Annotated in this window: 16 protein-coding genes; 6 read left to right on the plus strand and 10 right to left on the minus strand. The window is 71.6% G+C overall.

Annotated elements, in window-relative coordinates; genetic code table 11:
- Positions 1 to 15: 15 nt before the first annotated feature.
- The 3 genes from prmC to rpmE all read right to left on the minus strand — a co-directional run bounded on the left by prmC (position 16) and on the right by rpmE (position 2,228).
- Positions 16 to 870 carry a peptide chain release factor N(5)-glutamine methyltransferase gene (gene prmC / locus ACFWY5_RS20005; RefSeq protein WP_379609094.1) on the minus strand — a complete coding sequence of 285 codons (855 nt, stop codon included), beginning with the start codon at positions 868 to 870 and terminating at the stop codon, positions 16 to 18.
- Positions 867 to 1,919 carry a peptide chain release factor 1 gene (gene prfA / locus ACFWY5_RS20010; RefSeq protein WP_379609093.1) on the minus strand — a complete coding sequence of 351 codons (1,053 nt, stop codon included), beginning with the start codon at positions 1,917 to 1,919 and terminating at the stop codon, positions 867 to 869. Before prfA ends, prmC begins: the two co-directional genes overlap by 4 nt.
- A gap of 90 nt (positions 1,920 to 2,009) precedes the next feature.
- Positions 2,010 to 2,228 carry a 50S ribosomal protein L31 gene (gene rpmE / locus ACFWY5_RS20015; protein ID WP_184965973.1) on the minus strand — a complete coding sequence of 73 codons (219 nt, stop codon included), beginning with the start codon at positions 2,226 to 2,228 and terminating at the stop codon, positions 2,010 to 2,012.
- Between the two features lie 241 nt (positions 2,229 to 2,469).
- Between rpmE and ACFWY5_RS20020 the strand changes: the two genes are divergently transcribed.
- Positions 2,470 to 3,552 (plus strand): hypothetical protein, encoded by a 1,083-nt coding sequence (locus ACFWY5_RS20020; protein WP_379609092.1) that lies wholly within the window; start codon positions 2,470 to 2,472, stop codon positions 3,550 to 3,552.
- Positions 3,553 to 3,594: 42 nt separating this feature from the next.
- On the opposite strand, the gene ACFWY5_RS20025 is transcribed toward ACFWY5_RS20020, so the two are convergent.
- The 5 genes from ACFWY5_RS20025 to thrC all read right to left on the minus strand — a co-directional run bounded on the left by ACFWY5_RS20025 (position 3,595) and on the right by thrC (position 10,387).
- On the minus strand, positions 3,595 to 4,230 hold the full coding sequence (locus ACFWY5_RS20025) for a response regulator (RefSeq protein ID WP_379609091.1): 636 nt from the start codon (positions 4,228 to 4,230) through the stop codon (positions 3,595 to 3,597).
- 10 nt (positions 4,231 to 4,240) lie between these two features.
- Entirely contained in the window at positions 4,241 to 5,491 is a 1,251-nt protein-coding gene (locus ACFWY5_RS20030; protein WP_379609090.1) for a sensor histidine kinase, read from the minus strand.
- Between the two features lie 350 nt (positions 5,492 to 5,841).
- Positions 5,842 to 7,923: a transcription termination factor Rho gene (gene rho / locus ACFWY5_RS20035; protein ID WP_379609088.1), complete on the minus strand. Its 2,082-nt coding sequence runs from the start codon at positions 7,921 to 7,923 to the stop codon at positions 5,842 to 5,844.
- A gap of 457 nt (positions 7,924 to 8,380) precedes the next feature.
- The gene (gene thrB / locus ACFWY5_RS20040) at positions 8,381 to 9,301 is read right to left on the minus strand and encodes a homoserine kinase (RefSeq protein WP_379633513.1); all 921 of its coding nucleotides are present in this window, start codon (positions 9,299 to 9,301) and stop codon (positions 8,381 to 8,383) included.
- Between the two features lie 27 nt (positions 9,302 to 9,328).
- Positions 9,329 to 10,387: a threonine synthase gene (gene thrC / locus ACFWY5_RS20045; RefSeq protein ID WP_379633515.1), complete on the minus strand. Its 1,059-nt coding sequence runs from the start codon at positions 10,385 to 10,387 to the stop codon at positions 9,329 to 9,331.
- 146 nt (positions 10,388 to 10,533) lie between these two features.
- On the opposite strand from thrC, the gene ACFWY5_RS20050 reads away from it, so the two are divergent.
- Positions 10,534 to 12,039, plus strand: a complete 1,506-nt coding sequence (locus tag ACFWY5_RS20050; RefSeq protein ID WP_379633517.1) for a glycosyltransferase — start codon at positions 10,534 to 10,536, stop codon at positions 12,037 to 12,039.
- Positions 12,040 to 12,277: 238 nt separating this feature from the next.
- On the opposite strand, the gene ACFWY5_RS20055 is transcribed toward ACFWY5_RS20050, so the two are convergent.
- Positions 12,278 to 13,906 carry a glycosyltransferase gene (locus ACFWY5_RS20055; protein WP_379633519.1) on the minus strand — a complete coding sequence of 543 codons (1,629 nt, stop codon included), beginning with the start codon at positions 13,904 to 13,906 and terminating at the stop codon, positions 12,278 to 12,280.
- A complete protein-coding gene (locus tag ACFWY5_RS20060) occupies positions 13,903 to 15,048 on the minus strand; it encodes a glycosyltransferase family 2 protein (protein WP_379633521.1) in 1,146 nt (381 codons plus the stop codon). The genes ACFWY5_RS20055 and ACFWY5_RS20060 overlap by 4 nt, the downstream gene beginning before the upstream one ends.
- 228 nt (positions 15,049 to 15,276) lie before the next feature.
- On the opposite strand from ACFWY5_RS20060, the gene ACFWY5_RS20065 reads away from it, so the two are divergent.
- Genes ACFWY5_RS20065 through ACFWY5_RS20080 form a run of 4 tightly spaced genes read left to right on the plus strand, consistent with a single transcriptional unit; the run spans position 15,277 to position 20,829 of the window.
- Positions 15,277 to 15,699: a hypothetical protein gene (locus ACFWY5_RS20065; RefSeq protein WP_379609080.1), complete on the plus strand. Its 423-nt coding sequence runs from the start codon at positions 15,277 to 15,279 to the stop codon at positions 15,697 to 15,699.
- Positions 15,696 to 17,195, plus strand: a complete 1,500-nt coding sequence (locus ACFWY5_RS20070) for a glycosyltransferase (protein ID WP_379633523.1) — start codon at positions 15,696 to 15,698, stop codon at positions 17,193 to 17,195. The genes ACFWY5_RS20065 and ACFWY5_RS20070 overlap by 4 nt, the downstream gene beginning before the upstream one ends.
- A 32-nt stretch (positions 17,196 to 17,227) precedes the next feature.
- Positions 17,228 to 19,141, plus strand: a complete 1,914-nt coding sequence (locus ACFWY5_RS20075; RefSeq protein ID WP_379609078.1) for a glycosyltransferase — start codon at positions 17,228 to 17,230, stop codon at positions 19,139 to 19,141.
- Positions 19,138 to 20,829 carry a glycosyltransferase gene (locus tag ACFWY5_RS20080; protein ID WP_379633525.1) on the plus strand — a complete coding sequence of 564 codons (1,692 nt, stop codon included), beginning with the start codon at positions 19,138 to 19,140 and terminating at the stop codon, positions 20,827 to 20,829. The genes ACFWY5_RS20075 and ACFWY5_RS20080 overlap by 4 nt, the downstream gene beginning before the upstream one ends.
- Positions 20,830 to 20,832 lie beyond the last annotated feature (3 nt).

Raw genomic sequence — 20,832 nt, forward strand, 5'->3', positions numbered from 1 at the left:
GTGCTCGCCCGCATCCTAGTCCTGGGCCAGCCTGGCGGTGACGAACCTGTCTCGCCGGGTGAGATCCTGGCGCAGCCGTACGTCCCGCCAGCCATTGTCCTCGGGGAAGGTCAGGTAGACCGACCGGCCCTGCTGGTCGGCGTGCTCCACGGCGACCCAGCCGCCCGGCCGCAGCAGGCGGAACGCCGTACGCTCCACCGCCCTGACCTCGTCGAGCCCGTCGTCGCCGGTGCCGTACAGCGCCCGCGAGGGGTCGTAGTCGCGCACCTCGGGGTCGCGCGGGATCGCGCCGGGCGGGATGTAGGGCGGGTTGGAGATCACCATGTCGACGGTGCCGTTGAGCTCCGGCAGCGCCTCCGCGAGGTCGTCGGGGTGCAGGTGGACGCGCCCCTGGCCGTGCTCGGCGATGTTGCGCTTGGCCCACGTGTACGCGCCGGGGTCGACCTCGACCGCGTGGACCTCGGCCAGCGAGACCTCCTGGGCGATGGACAGGGCGATCGCGCCGGAGCCGGTGCCGAGGTCGACGACGAGCGGCTGGGTGACGTCCATGGCGCGCAGGGTCTCGATGGCCCATCCGGCCATGACCTCGGTCTCCGGCCGCGGGACGAAGACGCCGGGACCGACCTCAAGCTCCAGGTAGCGGAAGTAGGCGTGGCCGGTGATGTGCTGAAGGGGCTCGCGCGCCTCGCGCCTGGCGATGCCCTCCCAGAACAGGGCGTCGAAGTCGCCGTCCTTGACCGTGTGCAGCTCGCTTCTGCGCACGCCGTGGACGAACGCCGCGATCTCCTCCGCGTCGGTGCGCGGCGACGGCACACCGGCCTCGGCCAGCCGGGCCGTTGCGTGTGCGATCTCGTCCAGCAGAAATGTCATGAGTGTTGTGCGAGCTTCTCCGCCGTTTCGGCGTCGATCAGGGCCTGGGTGACGGCGGTGAGCTCGCCGTCGAGGACCTGGTCGAGGTTATACGCCTTGAAGCCGACGCGGTGGTCGGAGATGCGGTTCTCCGGGTAGTTGTAGGTGCGGATGCGCTCGGATCGGTCGACGGTGCGGACCTGCGACTTGCGCTCGGCCTGCGCGGCGGCGTCGGCCTCCTCCTGGGCGATGGCCAGCAGGCGGGCGCGCAGGATGCGCAGCGCCGACTCCTTGTTCTGCAGCTGGCTCTTCTCGTTCTGGCAGGAGACGACCACGCCGGTGGGCACGTGGGTGATGCGTACCGCGGAGTCGGTGGTGTTGACGCTCTGGCCGCCTGGTCCGCTGGAGCGGTAGACGTCGATGCGCAGGTCGTTGGGGTCGATCTGGACGTCGACCTCCTCCGCCTCCGGATAGATGAGCACGCCCGCGGCGCTGGTGTGGATCCGGCCCTGCGACTCGGTGGCGGGCACCCGCTGGACCCGGTGGACGCCGCCCTCGTACTTCAGCCTGGACCACACGCCCTCGTCGCCCTTGGCCCGGATGCCGACGGTGACGTCCTTGTAGCCGCCGAGGTCGGAGTGCTGGGCCTCGATGACCTCGGTCTTCCAGCCCAGTCGCTCGGCGTAGCGCAGGTACATCCGCAGCAGGTCACCGGCGAACAGCGCCGACTCCTCCCCGCCCTCGCCGGCCTTGATCTCCATGATGATGTCCTTGTCATCATTGGGATCGCGCGGGATGAGCAGGTGGCGGAGCTTCTCCTCCAACTGCGGGATGCGGGCCGCGAGCTCCTCGGCCTCGGTGGCGAACGCCTCGTCCTCGCTCGCGAGCTCCTTGGCGGCGCTGAGGTCGTCGCGCACGCTCTCCAGCTCGCGGTAGGTGCCGACGATCGGGGTCAGGTGGCGGTAACGCTTGCCGAGCGTGCGGGCCTTGGACTGGTCAGCGTGCACGGCGGGATCGGCGAGCTGCGTCTCCAGCTCCGCGTACTCCTTGAGCAACTCGTCCAGGTTCACCGTGGGTCCCTTATGTCGTCCGTGCCGGCCGTATCACCAAGAACGCCGACCCGGCGCACCAGTGAGTGCGTCGGGCCGGCGTCAGGGGAGCTACTTGCTCTGGGCCTTCTTGCCGAAGCGCTGCTCGAAGCGCGCCACCCGGCCACCGGTGTCCAGGATCTTCTGCTTGCCCGTGTAGAACGGGTGGCAGGCCGAGCACACGTCGGCGTGGATGACGCCGTTCTTCGCGGTGCTGCGGGTCGTGAAGGAGTTACCGCACGTGCAGGTCACCTGCGTGACGTGGTACTCCGGGTGGATGTCGCTCTTCATGTGAGTCCTTTCGGGGTGCGGTCGCCGGGTCGCCTCAGCTGCTCTGCGCGCGGTCGCACACTGGATGTGGTGCGCGCGGCGGGAACCGGTACCGCTTCGGTTCAGCTACCAGTGTGCCAGACGTTGCAACCATCCCAGGCCACCAGGCATTCCCCGGATCTTGATGCCCAACTCACTCCTGTCGCACTAGGCTCCCGCGCATCAATCATTAGTTTTCCTCCCATAAAGGACATCAAAAGAGATGATGAGAAAGGTGCGGTTGCTGCTCGCGACCGCCACGGGGGCCGCCGTTCTCCTCGGAGGCGCTGGAATCACAGCCACGGCAGCCGGAGCCTCCACCTCCCTGACCGCCCGCACCGCGGCAGGGGACATCACGGGCGTCTCCGCCGGCAACACCTACGTGCCGAGCGACGGAACCGTCCAGGCCGGCATCAACTTCACGGTCAAGGACCCGCTGGGCACCGACCCGAACACCACGGTCCCGGCCGGCGTGACCGCCGAGATCACGCCGCCCGGCAAGGCCGCCCGTTCGGTGAACGTCTCCTACAGCCAGCCGTCCAAGGGGAGCGACGGCAAGCTGCCCACCTCGGCGTCCGGTACGGGTTCGTTCAGCATCTCCAGCGACGACCCGGCCGGCGACTGGTCGCTGACGTTCAAGGTCAGCCGCGGCGGATCGATCAGCAGCGACTCCTTCACCGTCAACGTGACGGGCAAGAAGGCGAGCATCAGCGCCTCGGTGACGCCCGACCCCGTCAACCTCAAGAAGGGCCGCGAGGTCCAGGTCGACGTCCGCGCCAGGGTCAAGGACGCCGGCTCGGTCAGCGCCCGCCTGGTCAGCGACGACACCAGCGAGTACTACGACCTCGGCACCCTGAGCCAGGACGGCTACGGCGTCTACACCGGCAGCACGTACTTCAGCGACGACACCGAGCCCGGCGCGTGGACCCTGGAGGTGAGCGCGACCCGGGGCAGCGAGACGTTCAAGGGCCAGGTGGCCTTCACCGTCAACGAGCCCGAGGGCGGCGTCTCCAAGAAGGCCAAGTCCAAGGTCACCCTCTCCGTGCAGAAAAAGGGCACGAAGGTCAAGGTGTACGGCAAGGCCACCCGCGCCGGCAAGGCCTACAAGGTCAAGATGCTGGCCGTCTACTACAAGGCCAAGGGCGCCAAGACGTACAAGCGCATCGCGTTCGTGAAGACGGACTCGGCCGGCAAGTACAGCACCAAGGTCAAGATCAAGAAGGACGGCTACGTCAAGGTGAAGGTCTCGGGCACCAGCAAGACCAGGAGCGCCTGGTCCCCGCAGAAGTTCGTGAACATCAAGTAGCCCGCGTCCGACCGGCCCGCGCCCTCGTCGGCGCGGGCCGTTTCAGCGCCCGAGGTAGGCCAGCACCGCCAGCACCCGGCGGTGGTCGTCGGGCGCCTGGCCGAGCGAGAGCTTGGCGAAGATGCCGGAAATGTGCTTCTCCACGGCCCCTTCCTTGACCGACAGACGGCCCGCTATGGCGGTGTTGGAGCGTCCCTCGGCCATGAGCGCCAGGACCTCGCGCTCGCGCGGGGACAGCATGTCCATCGCCGTACCCCTGCGCTGCCTGCCCAGGAGCTGCAGCACCACCTCGGGGTCGATGACCGTGCCGCCCTCCGCCACCTGCCGCACCACCGCCAGGAACTCGGCCACGTCGGAGATCCGCTCCTTCAGCAGGTAGCCCACGCCGGGGCCGATGAGCTCGGCCGCGTAGCGCTCCTCCACGTACTGCGACAGCACGAGGATCGGGAAGTCCGGCCGCCGCGCCCGCACGTCGAGGGCGGCGCGCAGGCCCTCGTCGGTGTTGCTCGGCGGCATGCGCACGTCGACGATCGCCAGGTCGGGCCGGTGGCGTTCGACCGCGCTGATCAGCGAGGGGCCGTCGCCCACCGCCGCCGCCGTCTCGATGCCGCCGTCGGCCAGCAGGCGGGCCAGGCCCTCACGCAGCAGCACCGAGTCCTCGGCGATCACCACTCGCATGCGCCCATGACTACCACTCACAAGGCAGTTCCGCGCGAACCAGCGTGGGCCCGCCCACCGGACTGTTCACCACGAGCACCCCGTCGATGGTCGCCGCCCGGTCGGCCAGCCCCGCCAGGCCGCCGCCGTGGCGCAGGGTCGCGCCGCCGATGCCGTTGTCCCAGACCTCGACGGTGACCATCTGGCCCGCGCGTACGACCCGCACCGACGCCTCCGTGGCCGCCGCGTGCTTGGACATGTTGGCCAGCGACTCGGCCACGATGTAGTAGGCGATGCTCTCCACGGCCGCAGGAGGCCGCTCGCCGACGTCCACGACCGCGTCGACCCCGATCGGCGCCCGCGCGGCCAGAGCCGACAGGGCGGCGTCCAGGCCCCGGTCGGTGAGGATCGCCGGATGGATGCCGCGCGCCAGGTCGCGCAGCTCGGCGATCGCGGCCCTGGTGCCCGTGTGGGCCTGCGCGATGAGCTCCTTGGCCTGCTCCGGGTCGTCGTCCAGCTTGGTGCGCGCCCGTCCCAGGTCCATGGCGACCGACAGCAGCAGCAGTTGCGCCCCGTCGTGCAGGTCCCGCTCGATCCTGCGCCGCTCGGCCTCGGCCGCGTCGATGCCCCTGGCCCGGCTGGCCCGCAGCCGCTCCTCCTCGCCGCCGCCCAGCAGCGCCGCCGCGAGCGTCCCGTGCAAAAGACTCAGCCCACGCACCGCGTACGCCAGCACCGCCACCAGCACGAACCCCACCAGAACAGCCAGCGCCCGCTCCAGAGGAGTGTTCACCACGAAGGCCTCGCCGATCATCAGCGCTTCCCTGAACGGCGCGAGAATCAACGCGACGGACATGCTCCCGAGCACCATCACGACGACGAACTCCAACAGGCTCAACGGCGCGAGCAGTATGAGATACCCCAGATCCCGCCAGGTGGCCGGATCCCGGAAGAGCCACTTGAGATGGTTCATGACGCCCCGCTCGGGCCGCCGCCGATAGGGATCCCGGATCCGCACCCCGAACGCCAGCCACAGCAGCCGCCGCTCCAGCATCGCCGCCCCACGCCAGACGAGCACGGTCACCAGCAGCAACGGGAACCCGACCCAGACCACCATCATGACCAGCGAGATCGTGCTCCCGAACGCCACGACCAGAAACCAGGTCAACCCAAAGCACAAGCTCACCAGCAGGTACGGCACCGCCCGCCAGGTACGCGGATCGACCACGACTCCGACCGGCCCGTTGGGCCCCAACGGCACCCGCTCACGCAACGGCACATCCACGGTTACAGCGTGCCTGGGACAACGAGATCCGTGAATGCCGGTGGCGCCCGCTTCATGGTGGGGTTAACCCCCGTACAGAGCCGAACCCACCGACGGCCGGAGGTTTCCGGAGAGCCGGGGGGTTCGGGGGGTTCAGGGGTTCTGGAAGTTCGGGGGCGGCTTGACCGTGCCGCTGGGTTACGTGCCTTGTGGCGGCGGGGTGGGGGTGCGGTGGCGGGCGCACGGTTGCGGTGGCGCGCCGACGGCGGCGGGCGGTGGTCCTGGCGGCTTGCCGTAACCACAAAAGCACGCAACGACGGACGGAACGCCAAAGGGCGGCGGGAAGACCCGCCGCCCTCAAGCACTGCCGTCTAGTCGCGGTCGTTGCTCACGGTGGTCTTCTGGACCTGGAGGAGGAACTCCGCGTTGGACTTCGTCTCCTTCATCTTCTCCAGAAGCAGCTCCAGCGCCTGCTGCATGTCGAGCGCGTGGAGCACCCGGCGCAGCTTCCAGACGATCTGCAGCTCGTCCTTGGCCATGAGGATCTCTTCCTTACGGGTGCTGGACGCGTCGACGTCCACCGCGGGGAAGATGCGCTTGTCGGCCAGGGAGCGGCTGAGCTTGAGCTCCATGTTGCCGGTGCCCTTGAACTCCTCGAAGATGACCTCGTCCATCTTGGACCCGGTCTCGACCAGGGCCGTGGCGAGGATCGTCAGCGAGCCGCCGTTCTCGATGTTGCGCGCGGCGCCGAAGAAGCGCTTGGGCGGGTAGAGAGCGGTGGAGTCGACACCACCGGACAGGATCCGGCCCGACGCGGGGGCGGCCAGGTTGTAGGCGCGGCCCAGGCGGGTGATCGAGTCCAGCAGCACGACCACGTCGTGGCCCAGCTCCACCAGGCGCTTGGCGCGCTCGATGGCGAGCTCGGCGACGGTGGTGTGGTCCTCGGCGGGGCGGTCGAAGGTGGAGTGGATGACCTCACCCTTGACCGAACGCTGCATGTCGGTGACTTCTTCGGGGCGCTCGTCCACGAGCACGACCATCAGGTGGCACTCGGGGTTGTTGCGCGTGATCGAGTTGGCGATCGCCTGAAGCACCATCGTCTTACCGGCCTTCGGCGGCGAGACGATCAGGCCGCGCTGGCCCTTGCCGATCGGCGAGACCAGGTCGATGATCCTGGTCGTCATGATGTTCGGCTCGGTCTCCAGGCGCAGGCGGTCCTGCGGGTAGAGCGGCGTCAGCTTGTTGAAGTCCGGACGGCTGCGCGCCTGCTCCGGGTCCATGCCGTTGACGGTGTCGAGGCGGACCAGGGCGTTGAACTTCTCGCGGCGCTCCCCGTCGCGCGGCTGCCGGACGGCGCCGGTGACGACGTCGCCCTTGCGCAGGCCGTTGCGGCGGATCTGGGCCAGCGACACGTAGACGTCGTTGGAGCCCGGAAGGTAGCCGCTCGTCCGCACGAAGGCGTAGTTGTCGAGGATGTCCAGGATGCCGGCGATCGGGATGAGCACGTCGTCGTCGCCGATGACCGGCTCGTTGCTGTCGAAGCGGTCGCGGCCACGGCCACGGTTGCGCTCACGGAAACGGCCACGCCGTCCGCGCCCGCGCTCGTCGTCGTCCGCCCCGCCGCGCGGGTCGCCACCGCGGGGGTCGCCGCCACGCTGGTCGCCACCGCGGGTGTCACCGCCGCGCTGGTCGTTGCCGCGCTGGTCACCGCGGCTGCCCGCGTCCACCGCGCGCTGGTCGGCACGGCCGCCTTCGCCCCGGTCGTTCCCCGCGCGCTCGCCACGGTCGCTCCCGCGCTCGCCACGGTCACCGCCGCGGTCACCGCGGTCGCCGCGCTCACCGCGGTCGCCCACACGGTCGCCGCGGTCACGGCGCTCGCCGCGGGTGCGGCGCTCACGGCGGCTCTCCCTGTCGCCGCGCTCACCGCGGTCGCCACGGGACTCGCCCTGGGGGTCGCTCTGTACGGCCTCGGCCGCCTGCTGCTGCTGCTCCACCACGGCGGGAGCCGCGGCCACGACCGGCTCGGCTGGGGCGGCGGCGGCCACCGGCTCAGGGGCCGTGACCACCGGTTCCGCTACGGGTGCGCTGGTCTCCTCGGTGCTCTTGGCCCGGGAACGTTCCCTCCTCGCGCGGGTGGGCCGCTCGGCGGCGGGCGCCTCGGCCACGGCCGCCGGAGCCTCCGCGACGGGCGGAGCCGCCGGGGCGCTGTCACCGGAACCGCCACCCTGCTTCTCCTGGATGGCCGCGATCAGCTGGCTCTTCCGCATGCGTCCGGTCCCGCTGATGCCGAGCTCGGCAGCGATCTTCTGCAGCTCGGGCAGCACCTTGGCGGACAGGCCGGTGCCGGAGCGACGCGCACGCGGCTTGGCCGCGGCACGAGTGGGGGTGTCGCCGGACGCGGGCTGCGCAGACGCGCCCGATGCGTCGGAGAGGAGTTCGGTGGTGTCGCTCAACTAAAAGGTCCTTCCCAGGGGTCGGGCGCCGGCTTTGCTGTACCGGGCGTCCCGGAGGTGCTGTCGATCCGGCGGGACAGACCGGGTCGGGATGCACGCTGCGATCTTCGGCCGCCGCGCAGGTCGGCCGCCACGATTGGGGAGGGGTTCGTCCAGGCCGCCACAGGACGGTGGCGCATGGAGGACACCCCCCAGATTGCTGTCGCCAGCCAGATGTCGAGGTGATTCGAACGCGCAGATCCCCATAGTCGTCGTCTCGTGGTGAACCAACCGGGTGTAGGTCCATGGGAGACGCCGGGTTCCGGGGAGACAGCCGCGCTGCCCACGCCTCGCGACGTGCAGCATGAAGCAGCGATGTGTGGCTGACAAGCACGCACCCACCAAGGGGGCATCTGGTGCGGCTATCAGCCTAACATCACCAGCGCACACGGCTATTCCCTGAAGGTCTAAAGAGGCATCAGCGTGTCTCGGGGAACTGAACGTTCGCACCATCCGGGTCGACGTCCATTAGCTGGATGTGCCAGTCATTACCCACTTCTGGCGCGATCAAATCCTGCGTATCCGGTGTGGAAAACGCAAGAACCGTGGGGCCCGCTCCCGAAACGACCGCGGGCACGCCCACCGCACGCAGACGTTCTACCAGATCCGCGCTGTCGCTCATCGCAGGCGCGCGGTATTTCTGGTGGAGACGATCTTCGGTGGCGGCGAGCAGCAGGTCGCTCTCCGGACGCAGGGTGAGCGCGGCGATCAGCAGCGCGGCCCGGCCGGCGTTGAAGGAAGCGTCCTTGTGGGGCACGTCCTTCGGGAGCAGCCCTCGAGCGGTCTCCGTGGACACCCGTGCCAATGGGACGAGCACGACCGGACGGATTCTCGCATCGGGGGTGACTTTCACCATATGCGGTGATCCCCCATGGTCGGTCCATGAAATCGTGAGATTTCCGGCCAAACATGGGGCGACGTTGTCCGGGTGGCCTTCCATCTCCGTGGCCAGGGCGAACACCTCGTCGTCCGACAACGTGCGCGCGCCGTCCGGCGATGTTCGCTGAGAGCCGAGAGCGCGCGCGGCGAGAATGCCCGCGCAGATGGCCGCGGACGACGATCCCAGCCCGCGCGCGTGCGGGATGCGGTTACGGCAGAGCAGCCGGATGCCGGCGGGCTGCGCCATGCCCATCCGGTCGAACGCCTTGCGCATCGCCTTGACGACCAGATGGCCCTCGCCGAGGTCGAGCTCGCCCTCCCCCTGGCCTTCCACGGTGACCTGGACGCGGTCTCCCGTGAGTTCGGCCTCGACCTCGTCGTACATGCCGAGCGCGAGGCCGAGCGTGTCGAAGCCGGGACCGAGGTTCGCGGAGGTCGCGGGCACGCGAACAGTGATCAATGTGTTGTTTCCCTCAGATCGCAGGGGTCAGGCGAGGTTGAGCGCGCCCGCCGCGGCGTGGACGTCGATCGGGATCGTCACCGGGGCCGGAGCGCCGGAGATGGCCCAGTCGGGGTCCTTCAGTCCGTTGCCGGTGACCGTGCAGACGATGCGCTGGCCAGAGTCGACCAGGCCGTTGGCGTGGGCCTGCAGGAGTCCCGCCACGCTCGCCGCCGAGGCCAGCTCGACGAAGACGCCCTCTTCCTGCGCCAGCAGCTTGTACGCGGCCGCGATCTGCCGGTCGGTCACCGACTGGATGACGCCGCCGGACTCGTCCCTGGCCGCCTCGGCGAGCTGCCAGGAGGCCGGATTGCCGATGCGGATGGCCGTGGCGATCGTGTGGGGACGGGCCACCGGCGCGCCGTTGACGATCGGGGCCGCGCCGCTGGCCTGGAAACCGAACATGCGCGGACGCCGCGTGGAGACGCCGTCCTGCGCGTACTCCTGGTAGCCCATCCAGTACGCCGAGATGTTGCCCGCGTTGCCCACCGGGATGCAGTGGATGTCGGGCGCGTCGCCCAGCGTGTCGACGATCTCGAAGGCGGCGGTCTTCTGGCCCTGGAGCCGGAAGGGGTTGACGGAGTTGACCAGCGCGATGGGGTACTCCGACGACAGCTTGCGCGTCATCTCCAGGCAGTCGTCGAAGGAGCCCTCGACCTGCAGCAGCGTCGCCCCGTGAACGAGCGCCTGGGCCAGCTTGCCCATCGCGATCTTGCCGCGCGGCACGAGCACCGCGCAGGTGAGCCCGGCGCGCACGGCGTAGGCGGCGGCGGAGGCGGAGGTGTTGCCGGTGGAGGCGCAGATGACGGCCTTCGCGCCCTCTTCGACGGCCTTGCTGATGGCCATCGTCATGCCGCGGTCCTTGAAGCTGCCCGTCGGGTTGGCGCCCTCGACCTTGAGGTAGACGTCGCAGCCGGTCAGCGCGGAGACCCGGTGGGCGGGCACCAGCGGCGTGCCGCCCTCCAGCAGCGTGACGACGGGCGTCGTCGTGGTGACCGGAAGACGCTCTCGGTACTCCTCGATGAGGCCACGCCACGACCTAGCCATGATGACTCCCTACCTGCGGTGTTGGGCACCGAGTGTACGGGCTTCCGGCTCGGGACGAGGAGCCGAGTCCACAGCGTGGACACCACGCCTTTTCAGGAAATATTCAGCAACCCCGGCTAAGGTTTCCCGCCAGGGGGTCATCGACTATGAACGCGCGTCCTGCTGTGCGGCAGAACGACTTTTCACCGCTCACACCGCCGGAGCTGGGCGCCTGGTCGCCGTCGCTGTCGGTGAGCGTCGTGATTCCGGCCCATGGCGGGCCGTACCTGGAGTTCGCGCTGGCGGCGCTGGCCGCGCAGACCTACCCGGACCACCTCATGGAGGTCCTGGTCGTCGACGACGGCAGCCGTCCGGCGATCGAACTGCCGGAGATCCGGCCGTTCAACACCCGGATCGTGCGGGTCACGGATGGATGGGGCATCTCCAACGCGGTCAACACCGGCGCGCTGGCCGCCGACGGCGAGATCATCCAGCGGCTCGACGCCGACATGGTGCCCTGCCGCGAGCACATCGAGGCGCTGGCCCGCTGGCACCACGTGACCGACTACCTGGTCACGATCGGCATGAAGCGCTTCGTCGAGCCGCCGCCGCTCAAGGCCGAGCAGATCTACCGGGCGGGACACCTGGAAGAGCTGTTCGACCTGGACGCCGCCGTGGCCAGTTCCACCGAGGCGACGATCGCCAAGACCGACGGGCTGCGCAAGAGCCGCAATCCCTACCACGTGTGCACAGGGCCGACGCTCGCCCTTCCCAGGGAGATCTTCCACGCCGTGGGCGGTCTCGACCCGAACGTGCACCGCGGCGGCGACACCGAGTTCGCCTACCGGCTGGCGATGCACGGCGTGGTGTTCATCCCGGACGAGGCGGCCAAGGCCGTACATCTCGGGCTTCCGGCGCAGCGGGTGGACAAGGACCGGGTCGTGCAGGCCGTCGAACCGGCCTTCTCGCACCGGATCCCGCTCCGCCGCGACCTGCGCAAGGATCGGGGGCGGCGGTGGCTGGTGCCGTACGTGGAGATCGTGTTCGAGGTGGGAGACACCCCCGCGGCCGTCGTACGGCAGGCCGTGGCGGCCGCCCTCGACGGCAAGCTGCAGGACGTCGTCGTGACGCTGGTGGCGCCGTGGTCGACGCTGCGCGACGAGCGGCGATCGGTCCTGGGCGACCCGAGCTTCGAACTGCGCATGATGCGCGACCTGTTCGCCTACGACGACCGCATCCGCCTCATCGACGAGGCCGCGCCGACGCCCGCGCCCATCCCGTTCCGCTACCGGGGGCCGGTGGACGTGCCGCTGCACCGGGCGACGTTGGAGCGGATGGTGGAGACGGTGCAGAAGGACCTCGACGGGGTGCTCGTGGTCGACGTGGGCGCCGGGCGCAGCGCGCGGCTTGAGCGCACGTCGGCGCTGGCGCGGGCCGTGTTGCTGGCGGGCGTCTCGGACGACCTGGACGCCGTGATCGACCAGACCCATGGTGTACGGCACGCCGCCCCGGCCCGCTACTGGCCCCCACCACCCTTGCCAGAAGCCCCGCCCACTACCGGCGCGAAGGCACCCGAACCCGTCCAGATCCCCGCACCACCGGCGGTACCGGCAGTACCGGCGGAGGAGAAGACCCTCCTGAACCGCCTCAAGTCCGCCCTCCGCCCCAACTGACCGACCCCCAGGCTTCCCCCTTGAGCGCAAAGCGCCTTTTGCCCTGGGTGGGTGCGCGGTGGGATGTCCAGGGACGCGACCTGGCAGGTGGTGTCACCCGGGTGGGCGCGACGCCGGGCCTTGCCAGGTGAGGGCGTGTGCGGCGACTGCCCAAAGGGCACAGCCCGGGAAGGGCGGATGCGCTTGTCGGCCGCGCCCCGTGCGCGGTGCGGGGGCGCGACCGTGGTGGGTGGGGTGGTCAGGGTGAGGGGTCGTCCGGTTTTCTGGTCCAGGCGCGTTTCAGGGCGGCGGCGAGGAGGGCGCGGAGGCTGCGCTGGTTGCGGTTGGCGGCCGCGAGCTGGCGGCGTAGTCCGCCCACCTCGCGCCGGAGCTCCACCGCGCTCTTACGCCACGTGCCCGCCTCCTCCCGCCACTTGGCGGTCTGGGCGCGCAGGCGTTCGACCTCCTTGCCCAGCCGGGCGGCCTCCGACTGGGCCTCCACCCGGGTGCGGAGCGCGCTGCGGCGGCCGAGGGGTTCGGCGGGGGCCTCGGTGAAGCCGTAGCTCTCGCCTTCCACCCAGGTCACCCCGGACACGTCGTCCACGGCGTCGTCGAGGTCCTCGCCCGGCCCGGCCACGATGGCGGCCCTGGCGAAGGCGGAGGCCCGCTCCAGGCGGGCGCCGACCAGGCCGGAGGGCGACTCGCTGAGCAGGATGTTGACCAGGCCCAGGCCCTCGCCCGCGGCCAGGTCGAGCATGCGGGCCAGGCCGTCCTCGGCGGGCGCCCATCCGGCGGGCAGGCGCAGGATCCAGGGCACCGCGGGGTCCGGGGCGTCGGTGACGGCCAGCCGTACCCGCGGCTCGTGCAGGTAGTGGCCGTGGACCAGCACCAGGTCGAGGGCGGGGTCGCGCAGGGGGGCGCGGCGGTCGCGGTCGAGGGTGTCCCAGGGGCCGACGAGCACCACGCGGACGTCGGGGACGGTCCCGGCGAGCACCGCGTCCACGGTGGTGCGGACGGTCTCGTACCCGGCGGTGCCGTCCACGACGACGGCGACGTAGGGGACCTTCCACGCGCGGCCCGGGTGGGCGCGCAGCCAGCGGTAGGTGGGGATGCGGTCGGCGACGAAGGCGTGGCTGACCCGGTCGATGGGCGCTTTGTCGCGCATGCGCATGGTGGGGCCCAGGTGGTACGCGCGGGCCAGCGGTTCGGGCACGAACACGGCACCGGCCTGCGCGAGCCGGTAGCCCATCTCGGTGTCCTGGCCGAGTACCAGGTCCTCGTCCATGGGTCCGGCGGCGGCGACGAGGCGGGCGTTGACCGAGGTGGCGCCGCCGACGTGCAGGCTGAAGGGGCGCTGCGGGTTGTCGGTGAGCCCGCGGGTGCGCTCGACGAGGTCGACGATCCAGGCGTGCGGGCGGGCGGGTTCGAAGGCCTTCTCGAGGTCGTCGGGCAGTTCGGCGGGGACCTTGGCCTCGGTGAACCTGATGTAGCCGGTGACCGCCAGGTAGGGGGCACGGTGGTGCCAGCGCATGTGCGCCTCGATCGCGCCGGGGGTGAGCAGCACGTCGGAGTCGAGCCAGTGGATGACGTCGCCGGTGGCCAGGGCCAGCCCGGTGTTGCGGGCGGCGGCGCGGCCCGGTCGCGGGCAGAGCGCGAGCGTGGTGTTCCCGGGGCGTTCCGGCGGCAGGCGCAGCGGCGGGTCGCTGCCGTTGTCGACGACGATGACCTCGGTGAGCCCGGCCGGGTAGGTCTGCCTGGCCAGCGCCCGCAGGACGAGGTCGAGTTCGTGCTGCCCGCCGTACGCGGGGATGACCACGCTGACCTTGAGCGAGGGCGTCCATCGCTCGGGCGGCGCGAGCACCCGGTAGTCGTTGCCCCGTACCCTCATGCCGCTTCCATGAGCCTGCTCGGCCGGAAGCCGCGCCACTGGTTGGCGGCCACCTTGAGGAAGTGCGACAGGGGCAGTTGCCAGGTGTGCTCGTCGCTGAGGGTACGGCGCAGCACGTACCCGAGCCCGTGGGTCCGGTAGATGCGCGCGCCCTGGGCCTGGGCGGCCTTGAGGAAGGCCTTGTCCACCGCCCGAGGCAAGGCAGGAAATCCCCCTAAAGACCGAAATTTCGCCGCAGCGAGGAGAATCGTGCCCCCCGCGACGTGGTCCGCCCACACCTCGCTCGGGTACGCCGCCCCGCTGGCGAAGGTGGTACGCCGGATCGTGGTGTTGAGCGGTTCGAGGTAGAAGAACTCACCGGTGGCGCCCACGATGTCGGCGCCCGTGGCCCGCATGGCCAGCAGCAGGTCCGACAGGTGCTCGGGACCGTACCAATCGTCGTCGTCCCACTTGACCAGGTAGTCGCCGCTCGCGCGGGCCGCCGCCAGGTTCAGCACCTCGCCGAACACGGCCCGCGACACCACGCACGACACCGGCAGCGGGGCGGACTCGACGGCCGCGCGCACCGCCTCGTACGGCACGCCGTGCAGCCCGATCACCGCCTCGACCTCGACGTGCCGCTGCCGCGCCATCTGCGCGAGGGCCTCGGCCACCAGGTGCGGCCGCTTGGTGGACATGACCACGCTGACCTTGGGCCGCGCCGCGAAGGCGACCTCACCGGCGAAACTCGCCGGGAACTCCCCCGGCGTCGCGGCCAGCTGGGCGGCCACGCGGCGCAGCCGTACGCTGTGCTCCTCGCGGCGCAGGTCGGCCACGCAGCGCAGGCCGCCGGCGGGCTCGCCGGCCAGCCACTCACGGTCGGCGAGCAGCTCGGCCAGGCGCGCGGGCACCCAGGCGGGCGCCTCGGCGGCGGTCAGCGGTACGCCGGCGGCGGCAAGACGCACGATCTCCCCGAGCGGCACGGGCCCACCGGGCCAGTCGACCTCCAGCCCGCGTAACGGCCGCAGGGCGGGCAGGTCGAGGCGGCCGGGCGGGGCCGCGGGCAGCCCTTCTCCTTCGGCCGTCCAGCCGCGTCCGGCCCAGCGCAGGCGGGCCAGTCCCTTCTCCGGCGTACGCCGGAAGCCGCAGGGGGTGACGGTCATGAACGTGGCGCTCCTCGACGGCGGGGTTCGAAGACGGCGCCTACCTTACGCCGCTTTTACCGCCCGGTAGGAGGGAGGTCCCCCATTCGTTACGGCACCTGCCGCAGGTCACGCGGTGGCGGCTCCCAGATTCCGTTCAGGAACTTATGGCACGTTAACTCGTACCTGTTTATTAGGGTGTCAATATCCCCTGGTGCCTCTCAAGTCGTGACAAGGATAGATATGCGGATGCTCTCGACTCGCCGGACAGCGGCGACGGCCGCGATTCTTGGCGTTCTCGCCCTTGCCGCGCTCCTGGTCACAGGCGTCTTCACGCTCGCCGCCGCCGCCGTGGCCGCGGCGCTTCTGGTCTCGCTGGCCGCCCTCGCCTTCCTGGTGCTGACCGTGCGCCGCCTCGACGGCAAGGCCCAGCGCATCGACCAGCGCGTGAAGAAGAACGAGAGTTCGCACGCCGCCACCGCCGCCGCGCTCAAGCGCATCGAGAAGCGGCTGGAGGAGCTGTCGGCGGCGATGGAGGACGGCGCGGCCCGCCGTACCGAGGACCTCGGCGCCATCCTCGTCTCCCTCGGCGAGGACCGCGTCAACGCCATGACCCACGCCCGCGAGGTGGAGCGGCTACGCGAAGAGGTGCGGGCGCTGGGCTCGGCATGAGGCGGATCAGGCACAACGACTACGGGGCCCTGGAGCCGCCGGCCATCGGGAGCTGGCGGCCGGCCAAACGCGTCTCCGTCGTCATCCCCGCCTACAACGACCAGGACGGGCTCGACCGCACGCTGACCGCGCTGGCCAAGCAGACCTACCCGGCCGAGCTGACCGAGGTGGTCGTCGCCGACGACGGCAGCACGCCGCCCCTGTCGGCGCCGGGCGTACGGGTGGTGCGGGTGAGCGGGGGCTGGGGCCGCGGCGCCGCCCGCCAGGCGGGCGCGGACGCCGCGAGCGGTGACGTGGTCCACTGGCTCGACGCCGACATGATCCTGGACGAGGAGCACCTGGAAGCGCACATGCGCTGGCACCACCTGCTCGACCACGCGGTCGTGATCGGCGACACCCGGTTCGTGGACGAGCTCGGCGAGGAGGGCACCCGCACCGAGTACACCACCAAGACGCTCGAATCCACGCGCATGCTCCGCGACGCGGGCACCAGCGCCTACCTGCTGCACACCGGCGCCTCCAGCTCCGTCTCCGCCGCGCTGCTGCGCGCGGCCGGTGGCGTGGACGTGACGCTCAACATGGCTGAGGACACCGAGCTCGGCTACCGGCTGGCGCAGGCCGGCGCCGTCTTCATTCCCGACCCCGAGGCGAAGGGCTGGCACGTCGGGCCCTCCACCGTGATGTTGCGGGCGAAGGAGGTGCACCGGCACAACTGGTCCTTCCTGGGCGACCTCATCCCCGATCTGCGCTGGCTGCGCGGCCATCCCCGCAGGCGGTGGCGGGTGCCGTACGTGCGCGTCGTCACCGAGGCCGACGGCTACGAGCGCACCCGCGCCACTGTGGACGCGGCGCTGGCCGGCACGCTCGCCGACACCGCCGTCACCATCACCGGCCCCTGGGACGTGCTGACCGGGGACCGGCACGCCGCCCTCGACGACCCGCACCTCGACCTGCGCCTCCTGCGCAACCTCTACGCCTCCGAGCCGCGCGTCGCGTTCGCCGCCGACGCGCCCGCCTCCGTGGCGCCCGCCCCGTTCCTGCTGCGCGTCCCCGCCGGATGGGCGCCGGGCGCCGACACGATCGCCCAGCTCGTACGGCAGGCGGAACAGGAAACCCTGGGCCTGGTCTGCGCCGCCCTCACCGAGTCCGGCGCCGGCGTGGTCGCCGCCCGGCTGGAGCGCACCGCCGCCTTCGCCCGCGCCGCCCGCCACGAGGGCCCGGCCGACGACCTGGTCGACGAGATGTTCGGCGCGCTGTGGGTGAGCGGCGCCGAGTTCGGCTTCGCCACCGGCGACGACATCGAGCCGCCCGCCGGTGACCCGGCCAAGTGGCGGGCGCTGGCGACCAAGCGCGCCGCCGAGATCAAGGAACTGGAGGCGGAGGTGGCCCGGCTGCGGGCCGAGGTGGACGACCTCTCGCAGCCGCCGCCCGAGCGGCCGGAACCCGCGACCGGCCCGCTCGCCGCCCTGCTCAAGCACCTGAGGAAGACCGGATGACCACGCCAGCGGGTCGCCTCATGGAGGTTGCCATGATCTCTTCTCTCATCGCGGACATGCCGCAGGCGTGGGTCTTCGCCGTCGGCATCGACGAGGACGTCAAGGGCGTCGACCTCGACCGCGACATCCTGGAGCCGCCCAGCGGCAAGGAGCGGGCGCCCGAGGTGCTGGTGCTCGCCCGTACCCCCGCCGACCTGCGCCGGGTCGCCACCCTGCACAAGCTCCTTCCCGACACGCAGCGCGTGGTCGTGGCCGTGCTGGACGCGCCGCCCTCGCATCCGGCGCCGGTCCCGACGCCCACCCCGGCGAACCGGTGGCGCTCGCTCAGTGATCTGCGGGTGTACCAGCCCAAGGATCGGGTCTGGGTGGTGGACGCGAAGTTCTCGGCGCCCACGCCGGCCGGCCGTACCGTGGCCGCGACCGCGCGGGCCTTCGCCGGGCACCGCCTCGACGTGATCGCGGCCCCCGCGGCGGCGATCGCCGGGGTCGGCGCGGCTGCCTGGCGGCCGGGCGACCCGAACGCCACCCCGGCGGAAGTCGGCGGCCCGGTGCCCGGACGGGTCGGCGCGCCCGGCAGCGACCTGGTCCTGCGCACGCTCGACGACCCCGACGTGAACCCGGGCTCGGCCGACTCGCCGTGGGAGGCCCCCTGGGAGGGCGACGAGACGCCGGTCGAGCGGCCCACGCTGCGCGCGGCGAGCTGGGAGCACCTCGGCCGGCCGGGCGGCGCCGAGCTGCCGCTGGCCGATCCCGAGGTGCTGGCGGAGCCGTCGATGATCCCGCCGGTCGACGAGCGGATGGTGAACCCGCAGGGCTTCGTGACCACTCCCTCGCGCGGCATGGCGGCGCTGACCGAGCGCGAGGGCCGCTGGTCCATCGTCCTCGACGGCAAGCCGATCATCGCCTTCGCCGAGTCCGGCGGCGTCACCGACTCCGACGTGGCCAGGCTCCGGCAGATCAGGGGCGTCGAGGTCGACTGGCAGCACGCCCACAGCGGGCCGCTGACCGCGGTGCGCGTGCTGGCCGGGCTGGCCGCGGCCGGGGTGCCGCTGGTGTCGCCGTCCGTGCCGCGCTGGGCGGGGGCGCTGGGCGAGCCGCTGGTGCGGCTGATCGAGTCGGGTCCCGACCTCGCCGACCAGCTCCGGCGGGAGGAGCACAGCATCCGGCTCCGGCGTACGGCGCTGCGTACCCACGGCGTGGCCGCCCGCTGGGAACAGCTCGGCGCGCCCGCGCCGGTGCCGCCGCTGACCTCCGTGCTGCTGGCCACGCGCCGGGCGGACATGGTCGGGTTCGCGCTCGACCAGATCGCCAGGCAGCGGGACGCGCAGCTTGAGGTGATCCTGGCCCTGCACGGCGTGCCCGCCGGCCACCCGGACGTGGCCGCCGCCATCGCCGCCTTCGACGGGCAGGTCACCGTGTACGAGGCGGCCGCCGACCAGATCTTCGGCGAGGTGCTGAACGAGGCGGCGTCCAGGGCCTCCGGCTCGTTCCTGCTGAAGATGGACGACGACGACTGGTACGGCCCGGACTTCCTGTCGGATCTGCTGCTGGCCCACTCGTACTCGGGGGCGCAGGTGGTCGGCACCGTGCCCGAGTTCGTCTACCTGTCCTCGATCGACGTCACCGTGCACCGCAAGCAGATCACCGAGCAGATCACCAGCTTCGTGGCGGGCGGCACGATCCTGGTCGAGCGCTCCGCCTTCCAGGCCGTCGGTGGGTTCCGTCCGCTGCGCCGTTCCGTGGACACGCAGTTCCAGGAGGCGCTGCAGGCGGCCGGCGGGCAGATCTACCGCACCCACGGCCTCGGCTACATCCTCCACCGCGGTCTGGCCGCCAACCACACCTGGCAGGAGCCGATCGGCACCTTCCTGCAACGCAATCGCCACCAGTGGCGCGGCTTCCGGCCGTGCGCGCTGATGGAACTGGAAGGGAGCGCCCGGGTATGAGCAGGGACGCGGCGCGTATCCGGCGCAACGACTACGGGATCCTGACCCCGCCCGCCCTGGGCGCCTGGACGCCCGAGCTGACCGTCACCGTCGTCATCCCCGCCCACGACCGGCAGGAGACGCTCGACCTCACGCTCGCCGCGCTGGCCGCCCAGAGCTACCCCGCGGACCTGCTCGACGTGATCGTCGTGGACGACGGCAGCGCGCCGCCGCTGCGCCTGCCGGACCTGCGCCCCGCCGCCACCCGGCTCGTGCCCAGCGCCCCGGGCGGGTGGGGGCGCGCCTGGGCCCTGCAGACCGGCATCGACGCCGCATCCGGTGAGATCGTGCTCGTCCTGGACGCCGACATGGTGCCGCACCGCGGGCATGTCGAGGCGCAGTCGCGCTGGCACCATCTCGCGCCCTACCTCGTCGTGCTCGGCTGGATCGACTTCACCGCCGACGCCGTCCTGCCCGCCCCCGCCGAGGTACGCGAGGCGCTCGACGCGGGCAACGAGGACAAGCTGTTCCACCTGTCGCCGCTCCGCCACGACTGGGCCGAGAAGATCATCGAGGAGCACGACGGCCTGCGCACCGCGCCCAGCGCGCTCGCCGCCCGCGTCCACGTCGGCGCCACCGCCTCCTACCCGGCCGCGCTCCTGCGCCGGATCGGCGGGCTCGACACCTCGCTGGTGCTCGCCGAGGACACCGAACTGGGCTACCGGCTGGCGCAGGCGGGCGCCGTGTTCGTGCCCGACCCCGACGCGCGGGCCTGGCATCTCGGGCTGCCCACCGCCATGCGGGACTGGGCGGCGCTCAAGCGCTACAACGACCCGTTCGTGGCCGACCGGGTGCCGCACCGCCGCTATCTGCGCGTGAACCAGGGCCGCCAGTGGCTCGTCCCCTACATCGACTGCGTGGTGGACGGCGAGCACCCCTACGAGGACGTCCGCGCCACCGTGGACGGCCTGCTCGCCGCCTCCCTGCCCGACGTGCGCGTCACCGTCACCGGGCCGTGGCCGGACCTGGGCAGCGGCCGCCGCCACCCGCTGCACGACCCCGACCTGGACCTGCGCCTGATCCACGCCACGTTCGAGCATGATCCCCGGGTACGGCTCACGCCCCCGGAGAGCCCGCCCCCCGGCGCCGCCGCCCCCTACCGCCTGACGGTCCCGCCCGGCTGGATGCCCGGCCACGACACCCTGCAGCGCCTGACCGAGCACCTCGACGAGCACGACCTGGGCGCGCTCTGCGTCGCGCTGGCCGAGCAGAGCGACGGCGTCGTCGTCGCCCGCCTCGAACGCACCGCCGCCCTGGCCAGAGCCGCCCTGCTCACCGGGCCGGACGAGCACCCGGACGACGTGATCCACGAGGTGTTCGGCGTGGAGTGGGTGGACGGCGAGTCGTGGGGGTTCGTCCGCCGCCCCAAGGTCTACCCGCCGCGCCGCCGTCCCCTGACCGAGCTGGAGCAGCAGGCGCTCCAGCACGAGAAGGAGGTCACCCGGCTGCGCCGCAGGGCCGCCGCGCTGCAGGCGGAGATGTCGCAACTGCGCAGGGAGGCGGGCAAGGCGGAGCGCGACGCCGTCCGGTGGCGTGAGAAGGCCGAGGCGTGGCGGCAGGAGGCCGTCCGCCTGGCCAGGGCCAGGGAGCGCACCGTGCTGAAGCGCGCGGTGCGCCGGGTGCGCGACCTGACCTTTCCCGACCAGTAGCGG

It is taken from the genome of Nonomuraea sp. NPDC059007 (genome assembly GCF_042740555.1).
GTDB lineage: Bacteria > Actinomycetota > Actinomycetes > Streptosporangiales > Streptosporangiaceae > Nonomuraea.